Origin of the sequence: Jejuibacter sp. L23 (assembly GCF_050815825.1) — a bacterium.
GTDB classification, from domain to species: domain Bacteria; phylum Pseudomonadota; class Gammaproteobacteria; order Enterobacterales; family Enterobacteriaceae; genus Jejubacter; species Jejubacter calystegiae.
Map to the genome: position 1 here is coordinate 5,111,893 of NZ_CP138199.1, position 17,120 is coordinate 5,129,012.

Sequence of the window (17,120 nt, forward strand, 5' to 3'; positions counted from 1 at the left end):
TATTCCTCCTGTGTTACCGGGAAGAGAGGTCGGGGAACAGCGCAAACAGCGCCTCGCGTGCCTCTTCATAACTGCTGCGTTCAAGGATGCCCTGCTGTAACCAGGCCTCCAGTTGCGGATAAATCCTGATAGCGTGATCGAGCTGCGGGTCGCTGCCCGCGGCGTAGGCGCCCACGCTTATCAGATCGCGGTTGCGTTGATAGCTGGAGATCAACTGCTTAAAGGTGTTCACCATCTTGTAGTGTTCCGGGGCAATCAGCTCGGTCATGGCGCGGCTGATAGAGGCTTCGACATCGATTGCCGGATAGTGACCGGATTCAGCCAGACGGCGTGACAGCACGATATGGCCGTCGAGGATCGCGCGCGCCGAGTCGGCGATCGGATCCTGTTGATCGTCCCCTTCGGTCAACACGGTATAAAACGCGGTGATCGATCCGCCATCCTGGGTGCCGTTCCCGGCGCGCTCCACCAGCGCGGGGAGCCTGGCGAATACCGAAGGCGGGTAGCCTTTGGTGGCTGGCGGTTCGCCAATGGCCAGCGCGATTTCGCGCTGCGCCATGGCATAACGGGTCAGCGAATCCATGATCAGCAGTACATCCTGTCCGCGATCGCGAAAGTCTTCCGCAATGCGCGTAGCGTAAGCGGCCCCCTGCATACGCAGCAGTGGGGAAACGTCCGCGGGAGCGGCGATGACCACGGCGCGCTTCAGGCCCTCTTCGCCCAAAATATTTTCAATAAAGTCTTTAACTTCGCGCCCGCGTTCACCGATCAGTCCCACGACGATCACATCGGCTTTTGTGTAACGTGCCATCATGCCAAGCAGCACGCTTTTACCCACCCCGGAACCCGCAAACAGGCCCACACGCTGCCCCTTACCAATGGTCAGCATGCCGTTAATGGCGCGTACGCCGGTATCGAGTACGTTATGGATCGGCACCCGCTGAAGCGGGTTAAATGGCGGGGTAATTAGCGGTGCGCGATAGCCGGTATCCGGCGCGGGTTTACCATCAAGCGGCCGGGCGCTGGCATCCAGCACCCGGCCAAGAAGCTCAGGGCCAAGGGGCAACTGCTTACCGGGCGGCAGGCCATTTACCATGCCTGGGGCATAGACGCGGGCGCCGGGCAGAATGCCGTCTACCTGCTCCAGCGGCATCAGATAGAGCATCTGGCCGTTAAAGCCCACCACCTCGCTTTCCACCTGCTCAATGCCCTGGCCGTTATTACGTTCGATAATGCAGTTGGTGCCGATAGGAAGCTGCAGTCCGGTGGCCTCCATGACCAGCCCGGTGGCACGGGTCAGCTTGCCGTACTGACGGTAGGGCGCCAGGTTCTTCATCCGCTTTTCACTACGGCTCAGGGTACTGAGCCAGCGGTCGAGGCGCGCCGTCATAACAGCGTCTCCTCCTGGGTCAGATGGCACAACGCTTCCCAGCGAGTCCCCAGGGTGGCATCCAGTTCGCCGTCGGTAGAACAAATACGGCAACCGCCGCGTAAGATCTTGCCGTCTGAGTACAGACGCCAGCCGTGATTTTCCAGGGTGCTGCCCAGCTGTTCCTGAACCATCGGATAATCATCCGGGCTGACCCAAAGCTGCGGCTGGCCGTTGAACAGCGTCTCTTCATGCAGCAGCTTACGCACCTGTTCAACCAACGCGCTGGCATCGCACATCGGCGCCTGACCAATGACCTGACGGGCGGCGGTGAGCGCCATCTGCACCAGGCGCGCCGGAATCACTTCATCCAGGCTTTCCATGGTGACGTTAAAGTCCTTCAACAGGCTGGCGAACTGGTCTGTCAGTTCCTGTTGTTCGGCTTTGGCCTGCGCCAGACCCAGTTCGATCCCTTCGGCTTTGCCCTGTTCAAGGCCGCGCTCATAGCCCTGGGCATGACCCTCTTCTTCGCCCTTTTTCAGTCCTTCGTTGTAACCCTGCTGCTGCGCCTGCTGACGCAGACGGTTAAGCTCGGCCAGCTTCTCTTCCGGGCTACTCTCTACGCCTGCCTCGGGAATCGGCGGCAGGCTATCCAGCGACGCAAAGGGAGAACCGAGATCTTCCGGCATCCAGCGGCGCCAGTCGTGCTTCAGACGCCCGTCAGACATACTCGTCCTCGCCACTGCTCAGTACAATCTCGCCGCTTTCCGCCAGGCGGCGCACCACCATCAGAATGCTCTTCTGCTCGGTCTCGACCTGAGACATACGTACCGGGCCGCGGGAACTGAGATCTTCGCTGAGAATCTCGGCCTGGCGACGGGACATATTGCGGAAGAACTTGTCGCGCAGCGGCTGTTCAGCCCCTTTCAGTGCAACGATAAGCGATTCGTTTTCCACATCCTGCAGGATGCGCTGAATGCTGCGATCTTCCATTTCGACCAGGTTTTCGAACAGGAACATTTCGTCGATAATCTTCTGCGCCAGTTCGCCGTCGTATTCGCGAACCGCCTCGATGGCCGCCTCTTCCTGCTGCGATTTCATCAGGTTCAGGATCTCCGCCGCCGGACGGATACCGCCCATCTTACTGCGCTTGATGTTCTGACCATCCAGCAGGTTGTTAAGCACTTCGGTCAGTTCCTGCAGCGCCGCCGGCTGAACGCCGCCAAAGGTCGCGATACGCAGCATGATGTCGTTGCGCTCGCGGTCGTCGAATCGTGCCAGTACGTCCGCCGCCTGGCCGCGTTTGAGATGCACCAGGATGGTCGCGATGATCTGAGGATGCTCTTCGCGGATCAGATCGTACACCATCTGAGGCTCCATGAAGTTCAGGGTTTCGATACCGTTGGTACTGTTCTGAGAATCCAGCAGATCTTCCAGCAGGCTGGAGGCGCGCTCTTCACCCAGCGCCTTCACCAGGACGCTACGCACGTAGTCATTGGTATTTACGCTCAGGGCGGAGAAGTCCGCCGCATCTTTATGGAATTCGCGCAGGACTTCGGCCAGCTGCTCATGGGTAAAGCTGGTCATGTTGACCATCGCGGAGCTGATCTGGGTCACTTCCTGATTGTTGAGGTGTTTAAACACCTCAGCAGCCCGGGCTTCTCCCAGCGTCATCATCAGGATGGCGCTCTTCTCAATCGCATTCATGGGTTATTTCTGCTCTTTACTTAGCCATTGACGGATCACCAGGGCAATCACCTGCGGCTCCTGGTCGGCCATGTTGCGGATGGTCTGGCTGTGCATTTCTGTTTCAGTACGCAACTGGGCACGGGCGTTCTCTTCCTGCTCGGCACGGGTGCTCTGGCGCGGCGCTTCCGGTTTGGCCCGACGGGCTTCTTTATCGGCCTCGATTTGCATGCGCGTCAGTTCACGCTGTTTCTCGAGCTGCGGACGAATGCCCTTACGCCACAGAATCCACGCCACCAGAAGTACTACCAGATAACGCAGGCCAGAGAGCATCAGGTCGATGAAGCGATCCTGCTGCCAGAACGGCAGTTCCACGCTCAGCTCGCTGTTATCGGTGAACGGCGAATTCACCACGCTCAGGTTATCGCCGCGATCGGTTGAGTAGCCCATCGCACCGCGTACCAGCTGATTGATCTGATCCATCTGCGCCTGGCTCAGGGCGACCTGCTTACCTTCTTCGTCATTCTGATAGTTCACCACCACCGCAACGGACAGACGCTCAATATTACCTTTGCCTCGTTTGGTATGGGTCAGCGTGCGGTCCACTTCATAGTTGGCGGTTTCATCGCTGCGATTGCTGTACGGGCCACTCTGGGTCGAGTTGGTGCTTACCGTATTTCCTGCCGCTGCGTTATTGTTGTTGTTATTGTTGTTGGCGCCAGCGTTAGCGTTGTTATTCCCCTGGGCGGGCGGCGTTTCAATCGGCGCGCTCGGCGGTGGTGCGGGCTGGTTGCTTAGCGCTCCCGGCACGCCACCCACGTTGCCCATACCGGCCTGCTGACTCTGGCTGGTCTGGCGGCTGCGCAGCGCCATTTTTTCCGGATTGTTATTAGGCTGATACTGTTCCGCCGTCTGTTCATGGGTCGAAAAGTCAATCTGCGCTGTCACCTGCGCGTGCACGTTCTGGCTGCCGACCACCGGCGCCAGTATTGACTGGATACGCTGCTGATAATCGGCTTCAACTTCGGCGATATACTTAAGCTGCGAGGCATTCAACGACTGTTCATCGCTGCCTGACTGAGTCAGCAGGCGGCCGCTCTGATCCACCACGGTAACGTTGCCTACTGGCAGACCCGGTACCGCACTGGAAACCATATAGGCGATAGCATTCACCTGACCGCTATCCATGGTGCGACCCGGATACAGGTTCAGCGTAACGGATGCCGTGGGCTGTTTCTGCTCACGCACAAAAAGAGAGGGTTTAGGAATAGCCAGGTGGACGCGCGCGTTGCGCACCGGCCCCAGAGTTTCCATGGTCCGCGCCAGTTCACCTTCCAGCGCGCGCTGGTAGTTCACCTGTTCGCTGAACTGGCTGATGCCGAACTTCTCTTTATCCAGTAGTTCAAAACCTATCGCACCACCTTTCGGTAATCCCTGTTGAGCCAGCTTCAGGCGCGCGTCATGTACTTTATCCGCCGGAACCATGATCGCGCCGCCGCTATCGCTAAAGCGATAGGGCACCTTCATCTGTTCAAGCTGAGCAATCACCGCACCGCCATCCTGGTCGCTGATGTTGCTATAAAGGACGCGATAGTCAGGGGAGCGAGCCCAAAGCAGAGCCGCAATAACCACGGCCACCGCCGCTGCTATGGAAACGAGTAAAAGAAGTCTGGGGTTTGCACGAAAACGTTCCAGTTGGGCCATTAGGCCTGCAGTTTTATTCGTGGGTATGCCGTTTGACTGGGCACTCATGCCATATTCCTGCCTGATTATCTAAATGAAGTCATTAACGCGTACTGAATGGGTTACCCGATCCTCAGGGCCACACTCTTTAGCGTCCGGCTTCGGGGTAGACATTATTTGCGATTTGCACCGATATCGATGGGTGAATAAGCCTGCCTTTTTGCCTGCTATTTACCGGTTTTGTTTGCATTCCACTGTGTTATGGTGCGCAACACTGATACAAGCCTGGCGAAACAGGCTAAATAATCAGCAATTCGACAATCTGGTTTAAGGTGAAAATATGGCCGTTCCGGCAATAAATAGTGTTGTTGAAAGCATGCAAGCGCTGGCTGCGCAGGCATCCGGCGGTATTCAGTCGCCAGCCGTTAATCTTAATTCCGCCTTGCAGGAAAAAAGCGAAACCCGCTTTTCCGATGTACTGCTGGATAGCGTGAAGAGCCTGAATGAAGTTCGTAACCAGTCTTCCGCCATGACGGAGAAGTTTATGCTCGGCGCCCCGGACGTGAGCCTGAATGACGTGATGGTCGGGATGCAAAAGTCATCCCTGGCGCTGAACCTGGGTGTGCAGGTGCGTAATAAGCTGGTGAGCGCCTACCAGGAAATTATGAGTATGCCGGTCTGATTGTGAATGGGGAGAGGAGGAAAAGAGGCAATCCGACCCTGGAGCCGCTGATCACCCTCACCCCGTCCCTCTCCCTAAAAGGGAGAGGGGGAAAACCGAAGCTAACATAACCCCCGCTCCCCTTTTAAGATGTACGTTCAGAAAACCGGAGCCAGCATAGTCCCCTCTCCCCTTTGGTATATACGTTCAGTTCAGAGAGGAAGGAAAAAGCCGAAGCCAGCATAGTCCCCTCTCCCCTTTGGGGAGAGGGTTAGGGTGAGGGGGAAGGGTTAGGGTGAGGGGGAAGGTGAAGAGTTACAGCGCAAGCGCGCTGGCGTCACCGTGAATCTTATCAACCAGCTCCATCTCTTCACTGCTCAGCAGTTTTTCGATATCGACCAGAATCACCATCCGCTCATCAATGGCCCCCAGCCCCACCAGGTACTCGGTGGACAGCGTCACAGAAAACTCCGGCGCCGGTTTTACCTGTTCGGCGGTCAGGGAAAGGACATCAGAAACGCCATCCACCACAATGCCCACCACCCGCTGGTTCACGTTCAGGACAATCACCACGGTGTTATTGTCGTAGCGGATATTTTCCTGAGCGAATTTGACCCTAAGATCGACGATCGGCACGATAATGCCGCGCAGGTTGGTAACACCTTTAATAAACTCCGGCGTATTGGCGATGCGGGTAACGCGATCGTAACCGCGAATCTCCTGCACCTTAAGAATCTCGATACCGTACTCTTCATTGCCCAGCGCAAAAATCAGGTACTCCTGTCCGAGGTTTTCAACCGCCATCTGGTTGTCTGAAGTCATGCTCATCATGCTGATATCTCCTGGATACGCTGCCGTCACGCAATGACGTCGGCGATACGTTTGTCACGACATAAAAGTGGCAACGCGGCCACATCCACAATCAGGGCTACACTGCCATCCCCCAGAATGGTGGCGGCGGAAATACCGGGAACTTTGCGGTAATTCATCTCCAGGTTTTTGACCACTACCTGGTGCTGCCCAATTAACTGATCGACCAGCAGCGCGTATCGTCTTCCTGCACTCTGCAGAATAACGGCAATTCCCTTGCCCGGTTCAGTCTGGGCATCGCTAATATTCAGCACCTCATGGAGCTGAATCAACGGCAGATACTCTTCGCGCACCTGCAACATCAGTTCGCCGCCTGCCATCGGGTGCAGCGCTTTTTCCTGAGGCTGTAGCGACTCCATCACCGCGTTCAGAGGCAGAATAAAGGTCTCTTCCCCTACCCTGACCGACATCCCGTCAAGGATCGCCAGCGTCAACGGTAGGATAATGCGGATGGTGGAACCCTTATCTTTCTCGGAACGGATTTCCACATAACCGCCCATGTCCTGGATATTTCGCTTCACAACGTCCATACCCACGCCACGGCCGGAAACATCCGTCACCTTTTCCGCAGTAGAGAATCCCGGCGCGAAGATCAGCATCCAGACCTCTTCGTCGCTGATGTTTTCGCTAACGTCCATCCCCTGAGAAACCGCCCTGGCGAGAATTTTTTCCCGGTTAAGACCGGCGCCGTCGTCGATCACTTCGATGACGATGTTGCCCCCCTGATGCTCCGCAGAGAGGATCAGGTTGCCTCGGGCGGATTTGCCCTTCGCCAGGCGGGTTTCGCCATCTTCAATACCGTGGTCGATACTGTTACGCACCAGGTGAGTCAGCGGGTCGATAATGCGTTCGATCAGGCTCTTGTCCAGTTCAGCCGAACCACCATGCAGCGTCAGTTCCACCTGCTTTTGCAGCTTGCCAGCCAGATCGCGTACCAGACGCGGGAAGCGACTGAAGACATACTCCATCGGCATCATACGGATGGACATCACCGACTCCTGCAGATCGCGCGCGTTACGCTCCAACTGACCGATGCTGTTCAGCAGATCGCCGCTGATCGCCGGGTCGAGCGAAGTAGACAGCTGCGACAGCATGGACTGGGTGATAATTAGCTCGCCGACCTGGTTAATGATCTGGTCAACTTTCTCTACCGCCACGCGGATACTGCTGGACTCCTGGACCGCGCTACGCTGTGGACGGGCCACTGCCGCCGGGGCTTTAGGCTGTACCGCTTCAGGACGCTTTTCCGCGGGTTCGGGCTGCTCGTTTTGCACCACCGTCGGTTTGACCAATTCGGCCGACACCGGCACAGCGGTAATCTGGTCCGGCTCTACGATGAAGCACATCACGGCAACGATATCGTCGGCTGGCGTCTGGGTGTCCAGGGTCGCAATCAGGCTGTCTCCCTGCTGCTGATGCGCCACAACGGCGCCCAGATTGCCCAGTTCTTCAAGCAACAGCGCAGGTTCGTTCTCTTTTAATTTGCTCAGCGTCACCTGCAGGTGAGTATGCTCAGCCGCTACGGCTACCGGTGCCTGCGGGGCAAGCGCAGAAGGGGTCGCGGTTTCTGGCGCGTTGCCTTCCTTCGCGGCTTTGTTCTCCAGCGCCAGTTCGCGCAACGCCTGACAGATATATTCAAAGCTCGCGCTGTCCGGCTCCTGGGACGATTTATAAGCCTCTAGTTGCTCTTGCATAATATCTTTGGTTTCCAGAAACAGGTTGATGATGTCGCCATTTAGCGCCAGTTCACCACAGCGGGCTTCATCCAACAGGTTTTCCAGCAGGTGCGTGGTCTCCTGCAAAATGCTGAAGCCAAATGTTCCCGCTCCGCCTTTAATCGAATGAGCCGAACGGAAAATCGCATTCATCAACTCCTTATCGGGCGTCTGCGGATCCAGCTCCAGAAGGTGCTGTTCCATATCCGCCAGGAGTTCGTCGGCCTCGTCAAAGAATGTCTGATAAAAATCACTAATATCCATAATCGCTCGCCGCTCTAACGTTCCTGTATTAGGATGCCGGAGGAACCTGTTCCTGAATCTGCTGGATCCCCTGCGGATCCTCCTCGCTCAGGGAGATGTCCCGCGCCTCATTGTTATCTTCATTCAGAATCTCATGTGCTTTTTCTTTGGTCAGAATCAGGATGCTGATTCGACGGTTCGAGGGATCGTCCCCGGGCACGTTTTTCAGATTCATCGCGTCGGCCATCCCCACCACCCGCAGGATCTTATTGGCCTGCAGGCCACCGGCAACCAGCTCACGGCGCGAAGCATTGGCGCGGTCAGCGGAAAGTTCCCAGTTACTGTAGCTACGTTCGCCGTTTGCATAAGGGGCGTCATCGGTATGGCCGGAAAGGCTGATGCTATTGGGGATATCGTTCAGGACCGGTGCAATCGCGTGCAGGATATCCCGCATATAGGGTTCAACCTCTTTGTTGCCGCTACGGAACATGGGTCGCTGCTGGCTATCGATTATCTGAATACGCAGGCCGTCATTCAGTAACTTAATCTTCAGGTTGGGCTGTAGCTCTTTCAGGCGAGGGTCATTTTTAATCAGTTGATCGAGACGCTCACGCACCCGATTCAGACTCTGCATATCCCGCTGGCGGCTGCTATCCGCACGGCGCTTCTGGACCTCTCCCTGGACCTTCATCATATCGTCACCGCCGCCCGGAATGGTGCTGTCGCTCAGGCTGAAGCGATCGCCATTCGACATCGCCGTCTTCAGCGGCATTTGAAAATATTCGGCAATCTGGTGGCGCTCTTCAGGCGTGGAGTTAGACAGCAGCCACATTACCAGGAAAAACGCCATCATCGCGGTCATAAAGTCTGCGTAGGCAATCTTCCACGAGCCGCCGTGATGGCTGTGCCCGTGCGATTTCTTTTTTTTGACGATAATGACGGAACTGTCTTTTTTACTCATGGCCGATTATTCCGTGCTGTTGCCGGCTTTCTTCACCTGACGTACGTGCTCTTCCAGTTCGGTAAACGACGGACGCTCGGTGGAGTACAGCGTCTTACGGCCGAACTCAACGGAGATTTGCGGAGCATAACCATGGATGCTGGACAGCAGCGTGACCTTGATGCACTGCATCATCTTGATATTTTCGCTGCTCTTCTGGCGCAGCAGCGCCGCCAGCGGCAGAATAAAGCCGTAAGCCAGCAGGATCCCCAGGAAAGTCCCCACCATGGCGTGGGCGATCAGCGCCCCCAGTTCGGCGGCCGGGCGATCCGCAGCCGCCAGGGCGTTAACCACCCCCATGACCGCGGCCACAATACCAAATGCGGGGAAAGCGTCGCCGACCTGGTTAAGACTGCTGGCCGGAACTTCGTTTTCGCTTTCGCAGGTTTCGATCTCTTCGTCCATGAGCGCCTCTATTTCGAAGGCATTCAGGTTCCCACTGATCATCAGACGAAGGTAATCGACGATAAACTCCATCAGTTGCTTATCGTCCATCAGGCGGGGATAGGCAGAAAAAATCGCGCTGCTGGCGGGATCTTCAATATCCGCTTCCAGCGACATCATCCCGTTCTGGCGCCCTTTAGCGAGCAGCAGAAACATCAGCGCCATCAGATCCATATACATCTCTTTGGTGTATTTAGACCCACGAAACAGGCGTGGAAACGCTTTCATGGTGGCGCGAATAGCCTTACCGTTATTACCGACCACAAATGCGCCGACACCAGCGCCGCCGATAATCAAAAGTTCAGTGGGCTGGTACAGCGCGCCGAGCTGGCCGCCTGACAGCATAAACCCACCAAAAACACATACAAATACAATGACATAACCGATAAGAACTAGCACACGATTCCCTTAACGATCCGATGCTTAACACAAATGCTTCCCGGGCGTTATGAAGAATTACGCACGCCCCTGAGCGTTGTATCCCTCATTCGCCAGCGCGAGAGAAGCGCTGTGCCACTCATGCTCATCCAGCTTGAGTTGGTGTAAGAGGTTATCGGCCACCTCTTCGGAAAGTTTACTTTTTTTCACCGCCCGGGAAGGCGGGTTGCACAAACTGCACACAAAGTTGTGCTTCGGCTGATAGCTGTAGACGATGAAAGCCCCTTTGCAGCAGGAACATTCGGTGCGATCCAGCATGCCGCTTTCGATAAAACGCAGTAGCGTCCAGGCGCGGGTCAGCCCCAGCACCGGCTCTTCTCCGGGGTTATGCGGCGGGCACTGTTCCAGATACAGGCGGTAGGCCTTAATGATCGCCTCAATCGGACGACACTTATCGGTCTTGAGCAGATACAGATAGATGTTGTAGAACATTGAGGAGTGAATATTCTGCTCCCATGCCATAAACCAGTCGACCGAGAATGGAAGCATGCCTTTCGGCGGCGGCGCTCCCCTTAGTTCCTTGTAAAGTTTTAGAAGGCGTCCCCGACTGAGGCTGGTCTCATTCTCAAGAATCTGCAAACGGGCGCCCAGGGAGATAAGCTCCATAGCCAGCTGAATATCCTGGATTTCACGAAGAATGCTTTTTTCACACATATCATGACAGCCTCTTGGCAGCAGGCATTTCCGGCTCGGTCAACGTACTGAGCAGATCGGTCGACAGCAGAATGCCGGCATGAATCTGCTGCAGGCCGTCAATACGCGACTCTTTGGTCAAACGGCCAATGACACCGTCTTCATCAAAGCGCAGTCGGCAAATCACCTGATTGGTGGTCGATAGCTTGATCAGTTGAGAAAGCGAAAGCTCCTTCAGGGTGCTAATTGTTGATTCACTCAACCCCAGCCTGAAACTGGCGGCAGTTTCATCCTCCATGATTAAACGCTGAGCGAGTAACAGGTAAGACAGGTTAATGTTATGGATACTCTGCAGCTGTTTATCGATGTTCATAGGCAATAACTTTCCAAAAGAATAATAGGGCCAGACTATAAAATGCACACGCAAAGTTAACAATGAACAAGCACTGATTAACATATATTAAACATGTGAAATGAATAACAACACTGGCGAACTTTCGGGCTTATTATTGTGATAAGTCCGAGGTTGTTCAATTTTAATTTTGTATATTTTTTACAATAATTGCGTTCTGAGGGAAAAAGTCAGATATGACGCGGCCTGAGAGGAAACCAAAACATAAAAATATAATAACTATAGTGATAATACGGCCAGAAAACGCCTGAAAAAAAAGAGGCTTATATGTAATTTTATGTAAGCAAAGGAACATCACATCCAGAGCAGACTTTCACCAACCAATTGAAATAAAACAAAATAAATAACAAGGTGGTTAAAAATCGCAATGTCATTGCTTTTATTTATCAAAACATCACCTCCATCTATAGGCAAGTTCATAAACGGAGTGTAAACAAATTCAGAAAACCCAGGACAATTCTAATAAGGACGTTTTTTATTATCTTATAAATATTATATTGTTAATTATATTTTATAAAATAGTAGATACTAAGATCCTTTATAAACCCTCTATAAACTAATAAAGAAAAATACTCAACAATATAAAAATTAGAATAGGACAAATCTACTCAATAAAAAATCATACATTGATGTTAAAAGAACGGCCGGAAGCGCCAGTGCGTGACTGCCCGTCAGATCCATAGACCATCTGGCCGACGCGAGTCTTATTCATGGCATTCTGTAATTTCCTGACGTTCTCCTGCTGCTTTTCCAGTAACAGACCGCTACGCTGGTTAAGTTCACTAAGGCGTACCGTAAGTTGATGAATCTGTTGCCAGCTGGTCTCCAGCCCCTGGATGCCCGCATAAGGCGCACGTTGGTGATGCAGGGTCTCTTCTTCCTGGCGGCGGGTGTCATAGTGCGCGATCGCGGCCAGCAGGCTGCTCTTTTTATCCGTAACCACCTGAAGCGAGACAGGGTCTATTTGCGAGCCGCTAAGCTGCGTGTTTTCTTCCAGCAGCGTGACCTCCAGCTCGCAGAGTGCCCCGTACATTTTCTCCAGAATGAGCGCTAAGTTTTCCATAATACCTGTGACAATCGTTGATTATTCAAAGAACGCGCTATCGGCAAGCAGCGCATCCGCAATCTTTCCTGCATCCAGATGCAGTTCGCCACGGGCAATGGCATCTTTAATCTGCTCTACGCGCGCCATATCGATATCTTCACTGCCGGCGATCTGGCGTGATGCATCGCTGATGGCAACCTGAACGCCCGGTTTTTCGGTAGTCCCGGTCCTGGCAGGCTGCTGCTCACGAACGCCTTTGGCGTCGTTCATGGTTGACTGAACCGCACCAGTGGTAGCGATGGGTTGGGTCGGCAGTGTGCGCTCAATACTCATAGTTTTCCTCACAATCTCTGTGCCTGACGGCTTATCTTGTAGTTGTTAACTGGGTTATCGGCGGGATAAAACAAAACTTGCGCTTTTTTTTACCCAGATTCACGGCACTGCTACTGCCGCACCACGACATCCCCGTTAACGGCCACATTACCGCTGATGACCTGCCCGGATGCCATACGAATACGTACCGACTCATCCACCGCGGCGTTACTCATGGCCTTCCCCTTACTGCGAATGCGAAAGCCTTCACCGCTCAGGATAACATCCACTTCATCACCGGTTTTAATCCGCCACGATTTACGCAGCTGGCTGGCAATGATCGGCTGACCGGGCCTGAAAGCGCGGGAAGCAACGCTACCCACAATCTCCTGAGGCTGGAACGCCAGACCCGCAGGCAACTTGCTTAACGGGCCGCTACGCGTACCAATTTGCGACCGGGTAATCGCCTCCCCCGCAGGAATAGCCTGTTCGGCGACCCAGTAGCGCCCTTCAGCCTCGACCATCACTTGCAGAAACTGCTTACGTTCACACTGCACCGCCACGCTCATATTGCCCGTTAACCGGTTGCCATCCGGCAGCGTCAGCTTCGGACGCTGGCAGCCTGGCCACTGCGCCCGGGGCGTTTTGATCGTGACCTGATGCCTGATGCCTTTATCAGCGTGGCGCGCATTAAGCTGCGTCTCAATTTGCTCAGCGAGTGCGGAACGCTCCGCGCTCCAGGCCAGTGTACTGCCCGCCAGAGCAAGCGCAACCAGCCCGGACAGGCCAAAAACAGCAATTTGAACGCGCGCAGATAACGACATCACAGCCCCCAGGTTAACCCATCGTCGGCGATACGACGACAATTTCTCAGGACGCCAGTCTATAGAAAAACGCGCCAGGTTAAGGGGACAAATAACCAAAGTTTTTGCCCTTATTCGTCGGATAGCCTTTTCCCTTTCGGTTTTAAAATAGCCACCTCATAAATACCCGGAGTGGGAGGAGAGATGCTCGACAAACTAGACAGTCACCTGAATTTCCAGAAGGAAGCGCTGCATTTACTGTCCCGGCGTCAGGAAGTGCTGGCGGCCAATATCGCCAACAGCGATACCCCGGGCTATCAGGCTCGCGATATCGATTTTGCCGCGGAACTGAAAAATGCCGTGGAACAGGGTCGAACGTCCGGCAAGGGCGCGCTATCGCTCAATCTCACATCCAGGAGCCATATTCCAGCCACCGGGCCGGACAGCCTGGATACCCAACTGCTCTATCGCGTTCCGGATCAGCCGAGCGCCGATGGCAATACCGTCGATATGGACAGAGAAAGGGTGAACTTCGCGGATAACAGCGTGAAATACCAGACCAGCCTGACCATGTTGAACTCGCGTATTAAAGGCATGATGACCGTCATGAACCAGGGATAATTTTAGCCATGTCCATTTTCAGCATTTTTGATATTTCAGGTTCGGCCCTGACGGCGCAGTCCCAGCGTCTTAACGTTAGCGCCAGCAATATGGCCAATGCGGATAGCGCCACAGGCCCCGACGGACAGCCCTGGCGTGCCCGCCAGGTTGTTTTCCAGGTCAACGGCGCGCCGGGCCAGGATGTCGGCGGCGTAAAAGTGGCCTCGGTCGTGGAAAGCAACGCACCGGACCGTATGGTGTATGACCCGGGCAATCCGCTGGCGGACGGCAGCGGCTATGTCCGTATGCCTAACGTGGATGTGGTGGGTGAAATGGTCAATACCATCTCTGCCTCGCGCAGCTATCAGGCGAACGTGGAGGTGATGAATACCGCCAAGTCGCTGATGTTAAAGACTCTGAGCCTCGGCCAGTAAGGAAACGATAAATGGCGATATCTCCTCTGATGTCCTCCGCCACCAGTAACCAGAGTACGGCTAAAGCCACCAGCAGTACCTCTGATACCAGCACGGCGACGGCAACCAGCAACAATACGCTGGGTAACTCCGCCGATGAGCTGCTGAACAACTTTATGACGCTGCTGATCACCCAGATGCAGAACCAGGATCCCACCAACCCGATGGACAATAACCAGCTCACCGCACAGCTGGCGCAGTTCCAGACCGCGGCTGGGGTTCAACAGCTGAACTCCAGCGTTGAAACGGTGGGCATGATGATGACCAGTATGCAGCAGATGGGCGTCTCCGACTGGGTGGGACGTACCGTCATGATCGAAGGCGATCCGACCGTTTCCACCAGCGAGGATGGCAACAAAGTGTTTGGCCTGTCGCTGGGCAGCGACGCCGAAACCGTGACGGTCACGCTGACCGACAGCGCGGGCAACGTCTTCACCGGGGAACTGAAGGACGTGAAGGGCGGGGTTCACAAATTCACGCTCGACGATCTGGAAAACGTTCAGCCAGGCCCCCCTACCGCCGACAAGGAATTCAAGGTGTCCTTCAGCGCCAAAAACGCCGATGGCGATGCCCCGAATGTTGTGGCACTGAAAGCCGCGAAGGTGGAAGCCGTCGCCTTTGGTCCGAACGGCGCAATATTACAGCTGGGCATGGATGGCACGGCCACCCTCGGCAAGGTTTACATGGTCGAATAACCCATTTTTGGATTTAACGCTTTTTATTACAGGAAACATTAAATGAGTTTTTCACAAGGACTTAGCGGCCTGAATGCCGCCTCCCAGGCGCTGGACGTGGTGGGTAACAACATTGCTAACTCCCAGACGGTGGGCTTTAAATCCGGCTCGATCGCCTTTGCCGACGTTTTCGCCGGTTCCCAGATCGGGATGGGTGTCACCGTTGCAGGCGTGAATCAAAACTTCACGGACGGCGTACTGGGTGCAGGCGCCAGCAGCCTGGATATGGGGATTTCCGGCAACGGCTTCTTCCGTATGACCGACTCCGCAGGCCGGACCTTCTACAGCCGTAACGGCCAGTTCAAATCCGATGAGAACGGCTTCGTGATCAATAACCAGGGCATGTTCCTGAACGGTTATCAGGCCACCGGCACGCCGCCGACCATTGAAGCAGGCGCCCCCGTGGGTCCGATTCAGATCCCAACCGGGCAGATGCCGGCCAGCGCGTCGACCGGCGGCACCATGAAGGGCAACCTGAACTCCGATGAAACAGCCATCAATACTGCGGAATTCCCGTTCGATCCGGCCGAGAGCAAATCCTACAACAATGTAACTCAGGTCGATGCCTACGACAGCCTCGGCAACAAGCACACCATTAACGTCTACTTTGTCAAAACCGGTGACAACACCTGGAAGGCTTACAGCAGCGATACCACCGCTCCGTTACGCGACGCCGATGGCAACCCGGTCTATCAGGAGCTGGAGCTAAACTTTGACTCTTCAGGCCAGCTGACCACCAACCCGCCGCAGCTCAACGTGCAGAGCTCCGGATATAACGGCGCCGATCCGCTGGACTTCGCGCTGGATATGGACGGCATGATTCAGCAGGGGGCCGAGACCTCGATGAACAGCCCCAGCACCAATGGCTTCCCGCCGGGACTGATGAACGGCTATTCCGTCAGCGACAACGGTCAGATCATCGCCTCTTATTCCAACGGCCAGAAGCAGCTGCTGGGCCAGGTGGTACTGGCAAACTTCACCAACCCCGGCGGCCTGAGCTCTGAGGGGAACAACTGCTGGTCTGAGACCCCACAGTCCGGCCAGCCGACCATTGGTGTTTCCGGTACCGGTAACCTTGGCAACCTGTACGGCGGCAAGCTGGAAGCGTCGAACGTCGATCTGGGCCAGGAGATGGTCAACATGATCGTTTATCAGCGTAACTACCAGTCCAACGCCCAGACCATCAAGACCCAGTCTGAAGTGCTACAGACCCTGGTCAACCTGCGTTAAAGGTAATCCGCTATGGATCGCGCTATTTATACCGCATTAGGCGCCGCGTCAGCGGCGCTGGATCGCCAGGCTGTCACCTCCAACAACCTGGCCAACGCCTCCACGCCGGGCTTTCGCGCCCAGCTGGCGGCGTATCGCGCCGTCCCCATTAACGGCCCCAGTATCCAGACCCGTGCCCTGGTCACGGCATCCACCCCTTATCACGACACCACCATGGGCACCGTCAGCCAGACCGGGCGCAACCTGGATGTGGCCCTGCCCCAGGACGGCTGGCTGGCGGTTCAGCTACCCAACGGCGGCGAAGGCTACACCCGTAACGGCAATATCGAAGTCGATGCCGAAGGCCAGCTCCGGGTACGCGGTTATCCGCTGATGGGCGACGGCGGTCCGATCGCCGTGCCGCCTCAGGCAGAAATCACCATTGCGCCGGACGGCACCATCTCGGCGCTGGGCGCCGGTGACGAAGCGACAGCCGTCGCCCAGGTCGGACGCCTGAAGATGGTGAACGCCGAAATGTCCGAACTGAACCACGGCGACGACGGCCTGTTCCACGTTAACGCAGGTGCTGCGGCGCAGCGTGGCGCGGTACTGCCGCAGGATCCGGAACTGGTGTTGATCCCCGGCGCCATTGAGGGCAGCAACGTCAGCCCGGTGAAATCGATGGTGGACATGATTAGCAACGCGCGCAGCTTCGATATGCAGATGAAAACCATCTCCAATCTCGATGACAACGCCAAACGCGCCAACCAATTACTGAGCCTTGGCTAAC

At 55.4% G+C, this 17,120-nt stretch carries 19 protein-coding genes; 6 read left to right on the plus strand and 13 right to left on the minus strand.

Features of this window, described 5'->3' with window-relative positions:
* Nucleotides 1-13 precede the first annotated feature (13 nt).
* Genes fliI through fliF form a run of 4 tightly spaced genes read right to left on the minus strand, consistent with a single transcriptional unit; the run spans nt 14 to nt 4,807 of the window.
* Nucleotides 14-1,390 carry a flagellar protein export ATPase FliI gene (gene fliI, locus SCU88_RS24385; protein ID WP_138094922.1) on the minus strand — a complete coding sequence of 459 codons (1,377 nt, stop codon included), beginning with the start codon at nt 1,388-1,390 and terminating at the stop codon, nt 14-16.
* Nucleotides 1,387-2,097 (minus strand): flagellar assembly protein FliH, encoded by a 711-nt coding sequence (gene fliH, locus SCU88_RS24390; RefSeq protein ID WP_138094923.1) that lies wholly within the window; start codon nt 2,095-2,097, stop codon nt 1,387-1,389. Before fliH ends, fliI begins: the two co-directional genes overlap by 4 nt.
* Nucleotides 2,090-3,076: a flagellar motor switch protein FliG gene (gene fliG, locus SCU88_RS24395; protein ID WP_138094924.1), complete on the minus strand. Its 987-nt coding sequence runs from the start codon at nt 3,074-3,076 to the stop codon at nt 2,090-2,092. The genes fliH and fliG overlap by 8 nt, the downstream gene beginning before the upstream one ends.
* 3 nt (nt 3,077-3,079) lie before the next feature.
* A complete protein-coding gene (gene fliF / locus SCU88_RS24400) occupies nt 3,080-4,807 on the minus strand; it encodes a flagellar basal-body MS-ring/collar protein FliF (RefSeq protein WP_175340148.1) in 1,728 nt (575 codons plus the stop codon).
* Nucleotides 4,808-5,078: 271 nt separating this feature from the next.
* Here fliF and fliE point away from each other — a divergent pair, with 271 nt between their 5' ends.
* A complete protein-coding gene (gene fliE, locus SCU88_RS24405; protein ID WP_138094926.1) occupies nt 5,079-5,420 on the plus strand; it encodes a flagellar hook-basal body complex protein FliE in 342 nt (113 codons plus the stop codon).
* Nucleotides 5,421-5,714: 294 nt separating this feature from the next.
* Here fliE and cheW read toward each other — a convergent pair whose 3' ends face one another.
* The 9 genes from cheW to flgA form a co-directional block, all read right to left on the minus strand.
* Nucleotides 5,715-6,230, minus strand: a complete 516-nt coding sequence (cheW, locus tag SCU88_RS24410; RefSeq protein ID WP_138094927.1) for a chemotaxis protein CheW — start codon at nt 6,228-6,230, stop codon at nt 5,715-5,717.
* Nucleotides 6,231-6,256: 26 nt separating this feature from the next.
* Nucleotides 6,257-8,248: a chemotaxis protein CheA gene (cheA, locus tag SCU88_RS24415; protein ID WP_175340149.1), complete on the minus strand. Its 1,992-nt coding sequence runs from the start codon at nt 8,246-8,248 to the stop codon at nt 6,257-6,259.
* Between the two features lie 28 nt (nt 8,249-8,276).
* On the minus strand, nt 8,277-9,188 hold the full coding sequence (motB, locus tag SCU88_RS24420; protein WP_138094929.1) for a flagellar motor protein MotB: 912 nt from the start codon (nt 9,186-9,188) through the stop codon (nt 8,277-8,279).
* A 6-nt stretch (nt 9,189-9,194) separates the two neighbouring features.
* The gene (gene motA / locus SCU88_RS24425; RefSeq protein WP_138094930.1) at nt 9,195-10,070 is read right to left on the minus strand and encodes a flagellar motor stator protein MotA; all 876 of its coding nucleotides are present in this window, start codon (nt 10,068-10,070) and stop codon (nt 9,195-9,197) included.
* Between the two features lie 57 nt (nt 10,071-10,127).
* A complete protein-coding gene (gene flhC / locus SCU88_RS24430; RefSeq protein WP_138094931.1) occupies nt 10,128-10,763 on the minus strand; it encodes a flagellar transcriptional regulator FlhC in 636 nt (211 codons plus the stop codon).
* 1 nt (nt 10,764) lies between these two features.
* Nucleotides 10,765-11,115 carry a flagellar transcriptional regulator FlhD gene (gene flhD / locus SCU88_RS24435; protein WP_421804986.1) on the minus strand — a complete coding sequence of 117 codons (351 nt, stop codon included), beginning with the start codon at nt 11,113-11,115 and terminating at the stop codon, nt 10,765-10,767.
* 658 nt (nt 11,116-11,773) lie between these two features.
* Nucleotides 11,774-12,217, minus strand: a complete 444-nt coding sequence (locus SCU88_RS24440; protein WP_138094933.1) for a flagella synthesis protein FlgN — start codon at nt 12,215-12,217, stop codon at nt 11,774-11,776.
* Between the two features lie 21 nt (nt 12,218-12,238).
* Nucleotides 12,239-12,532 carry a flagellar biosynthesis anti-sigma factor FlgM gene (gene flgM, locus SCU88_RS24445; protein ID WP_138094934.1) on the minus strand — a complete coding sequence of 98 codons (294 nt, stop codon included), beginning with the start codon at nt 12,530-12,532 and terminating at the stop codon, nt 12,239-12,241.
* A gap of 110 nt (nt 12,533-12,642) precedes the next feature.
* Nucleotides 12,643-13,335, minus strand: coding sequence for a flagellar basal body P-ring formation chaperone FlgA (flgA, locus tag SCU88_RS24450; protein ID WP_175340150.1), 693 nt, complete (start codon nt 13,333-13,335; stop codon nt 12,643-12,645).
* A gap of 183 nt (nt 13,336-13,518) precedes the next feature.
* On the opposite strand from flgA, the gene flgB reads away from it, so the two are divergent.
* The 5 genes from flgB to SCU88_RS24475 are packed head-to-tail and all read left to right on the plus strand — an operon-like array spanning nt 13,519 to nt 17,119.
* On the plus strand, nt 13,519-13,935 hold the full coding sequence (gene flgB, locus SCU88_RS24455; protein WP_138094936.1) for a flagellar basal body rod protein FlgB: 417 nt from the start codon (nt 13,519-13,521) through the stop codon (nt 13,933-13,935).
* Between the two features lie 8 nt (nt 13,936-13,943).
* Nucleotides 13,944-14,348 (plus strand): flagellar basal body rod protein FlgC, encoded by a 405-nt coding sequence (gene flgC / locus SCU88_RS24460; RefSeq protein WP_138094937.1) that lies wholly within the window; start codon nt 13,944-13,946, stop codon nt 14,346-14,348.
* A gap of 11 nt (nt 14,349-14,359) precedes the next feature.
* Nucleotides 14,360-15,082 carry a flagellar hook assembly protein FlgD gene (locus tag SCU88_RS24465; protein WP_138094938.1) on the plus strand — a complete coding sequence of 241 codons (723 nt, stop codon included), beginning with the start codon at nt 14,360-14,362 and terminating at the stop codon, nt 15,080-15,082.
* Nucleotides 15,083-15,124: 42 nt separating this feature from the next.
* On the plus strand, nt 15,125-16,351 hold the full coding sequence (gene flgE / locus SCU88_RS24470; protein ID WP_138094939.1) for a flagellar hook protein FlgE: 1,227 nt from the start codon (nt 15,125-15,127) through the stop codon (nt 16,349-16,351).
* Between the two features lie 12 nt (nt 16,352-16,363).
* Nucleotides 16,364-17,119: a flagellar basal body rod protein FlgF gene (locus SCU88_RS24475; protein WP_138094940.1), complete on the plus strand. Its 756-nt coding sequence runs from the start codon at nt 16,364-16,366 to the stop codon at nt 17,117-17,119.
* Nucleotide 17,120: the final 1 nt, after the last annotated feature.